Annotated in this window: 1 protein-coding gene; it reads right to left on the reverse strand. The window is 60.9% G+C overall.

The annotated features are described in order from the left end of the window. Positions 1-1,339 (reverse strand): immunoglobulin-like domain-containing protein (locus CAG00_RS28915; RefSeq protein WP_371915778.1); only part of this gene is annotated, 1,339 nt, incomplete at both ends.

Raw genomic sequence — 1,339 nt, forward strand, 5'->3', positions numbered from 1 at the left:
GTCGGTACCAGCCTTGTTGGTCAAGGTGGCGGTGTAGGTGATCTTGCCGCCTTCAGCGACAGTGCTGGTGGCGCTGAGGCTCAGGTTCGTTACATCTGGCATGGCCGGGTTGTCAGTGACCGTCGTCACTGGCTCGCCAACCGCCACGGTCTTCTCGTAATTGCCGCCCGAGATGTCGGTGATCTTGTTGGTCAGGTCCAGGTTGGTGTTGTGGACGTTGTTCGGCGCAGTGAACGGTACCGAAGCCGACGACTCGCCCACCGGAATGGTAATGGTCTGGCCGTTGGCCAACTTCACTACCAGATCGGAACCGGTGACCTTGTGGTTGACCGATGCGGTGTAGGTCACCACGCCACCCTCGAGCACGCTTTGCGTGGCGGTCAGGGTGACGGTAGTGGTGTCGATGGTGTCAGTGACCTTGGTCACAGCCGCAGTACTGCTGACGTCCAGCTTCTCGAAGTCACCACCGGTGGTGCCGGTGACGGTCACGCTCAGGTCTTCGGCATCGACGTAGACGTCGTCGCTTGGGGCATCGACGGTGATCGACGCTTCCTTCGAGCCAGCGGCGATGGTGATGGTTTCACCGTTGCTCAGTTTGATCACCAGGTCGGTACCGGCCTTGTTGGTCAAGGTGGCGGTGTAGGTGATCTTGCCGCCTTCGGCCACGGTGTCCGTCGCGGTCAGGGTGAGCGTGGTGACGTCCGGAGTCGCCGGGTTGTCGGTGACCGTGGTCACCGGTTCACCAACCGCCACGGTCTTCTCGTAGTTGCCGCCCGAGATATTGGTGATCTTGTTGGTCAGATCCAGGTTGGTGTTGTGCACGTTGTTCGGTGCAGTGAACGGTACCGAAGCCGACGACTCGCCCACCGGGATGGTGATGGTCTGGCCGTTGGCCAACTTCACTACCAGATCGGAACCGGTGACCTTGTGGTTGACCGACGCGGTGTAGGTCACCACGCCGCCCTCGACCACACTTTGTGTGGCGGTCAGGGTCACGGTGGTGGTGTCGATGGTATCGGTCACCTTGGTCACGGCCGCAGTACTGCTGACGTCCAGTTTCTCGAAGTCACCACCGGTGGTGCCGGTAACGGTCACGCTCAGGTTTTCGGCATCGAGGTACACGTCGTCGCTTGGGGCATCGATGGTGATCGACGCTTCCTTCGAGCCAGCGGCGATGGTGATGGTTTCACCGTTGCTCAGTTTGATCACCAGGTCGGTACCGGCCTTGTTGGTCAAGGTAGCGGTGTAGGTGATCTTGCCGCCTTCGGCCACGGTGTCCGTCGCGGTCAGGGTGAGCGTGGTGACATCCGGAGTCGCCGGATTGTCGGTGACGGTGGTC

It is taken from the genome of Pseudomonas sp. B5(2017), assembly GCF_002112825.1.
GTDB lineage: Bacteria > Pseudomonadota > Gammaproteobacteria > Pseudomonadales > Pseudomonadaceae > Aquipseudomonas > Aquipseudomonas putida_Z.